We start from the raw sequence: 1413 nt of genomic DNA on the forward strand, positions 1-1413 counted from the left end.
GCCGACCGCGCCATCTTGGTCGAAACCGAGGCCGAACTGCAACCGCTGGCCGTGGCCAAGCTGCTCAAGGCGCTGGTGGACAAAGAACAACCCGGCCTCATCATTTTGGGCAAGCAAGCCATCGACGACGATGCCAACCAAACCGGCCAAATGCTGGCCGCCTTGGCCGGACTGCCCCAGGCCACCTTTGCCAGCAAAGTGGAGCTGGCCGATGGCCAAGCCCAGGTCACGCGCGAAGTCGATGGTGGCCTAGAAACCCTGTCCTTGAGCCTGCCCGCTGTCATCACCACCGACCTGCGCCTGAACGAGCCGCGCTACGTCACCCTGCCCAACATCATGAAGGCGAAAAAGAAGCCGCTGGACAACGTCAAACCGGCGGATTTGGGCGTCGATGTGACCCCCCGCCTGAAGACGCTCAAAGTCAGCGAGCCCCCGCAACGTGGCGCGGGTGTCAAGGTGGCCGATGTGGCGGCGCTGGTAGCCAAGCTCCAGACCGAAGCCAAGGTACTGTAAGAAACTGCGACGCATCAAGGATAAAAACATGACGACCCTCGTTATTGCAGAACACGACAACGCCAGCCTCAAGGGCGCTACCCTGAACACCATCACGGCGGCGGTGGCCATAGGTGGCGAGATCCATGTGCTGGTGGCCGGTCACCATGCGGGTGCTGCGGCCCAAGCGGCCAGCCAAATTGCCGGTGTGAGCAAGGTATTGCACGCCGATGGCCCGGCACTGGCCCATGCGTTGGCGGAAAACGTAGCGGCCCAAGTGCTGGCTGTGGCGGGCCACTACAGCCACATTGTGTTTGCGGCCACCGCCAACGGCAAAAACGCGGCCCCACGGGTGGCGGCCTTGTTGGATGTGGCGCAAATCAGCGAAATCAGCAAAGTGGTGTCGGCAGACACCTTTGAGCGGCCGATTTATGCGGGCAATGCGATTGCCACGGTGCAAAGCAGCGACAGCGTGAAGGTGCTCACGGTGCGGGGCACGGGCTTTGATGCGGCAGCGGCCACGGGAGGCAGTGCTGCGGTAGAAAGCATCGCGGCGGTGGCCGATGCGGGCAGCAGCCGCTATGTGGGCAGCGAAATTGCCAAGAGCGACCGGCCTGAGCTGACGGCGGCCAAGATCATCGTTTCGGGGGGCCGGGCGTTGGGCAGTGCCGAGAAGTTCCAAGAAGTCATCACGCCGTTGGCGGACAAGCTGGGAGCGGCGGTGGGTGCGAGCCGTGCGGCGGTGGATGCGGGCTATGCCCCGAATGACTGGCAAGTGGGCCAGACAGGAAAAATTGTGGCGCCCCAGCTGTATATTGCCTGCGGAATCTCGGGGGCGATCCAGCATTTGGCGGGGATGAAGGACAGCAAGGTGATTGTGGCGATCAACAAAGACCCGGAGGCGCCGATTTTTAGCGTGGC

The 1413-nt window shown here is 62.8% G+C and carries 2 protein-coding genes; both read left to right on the forward strand.

The annotated features are described in order from the left end of the window. Positions 1–513 (forward strand): electron transfer flavoprotein subunit beta/FixA family protein (locus tag ACYVB2_RS15430; protein ID WP_460537249.1); only part of this gene is annotated, 513 nt, incomplete at its 5' end. 28 nt (positions 514–541) lie between these two features. Beyond that, positions 542–1413: electron transfer flavoprotein subunit alpha/FixB family protein (locus ACYVB2_RS15435; RefSeq protein ID WP_382434970.1), on the forward strand; the 872-nt coding region annotated here is incomplete at its 3' end.

Source organism: Giesbergeria giesbergeri (assembly GCF_054779375.1).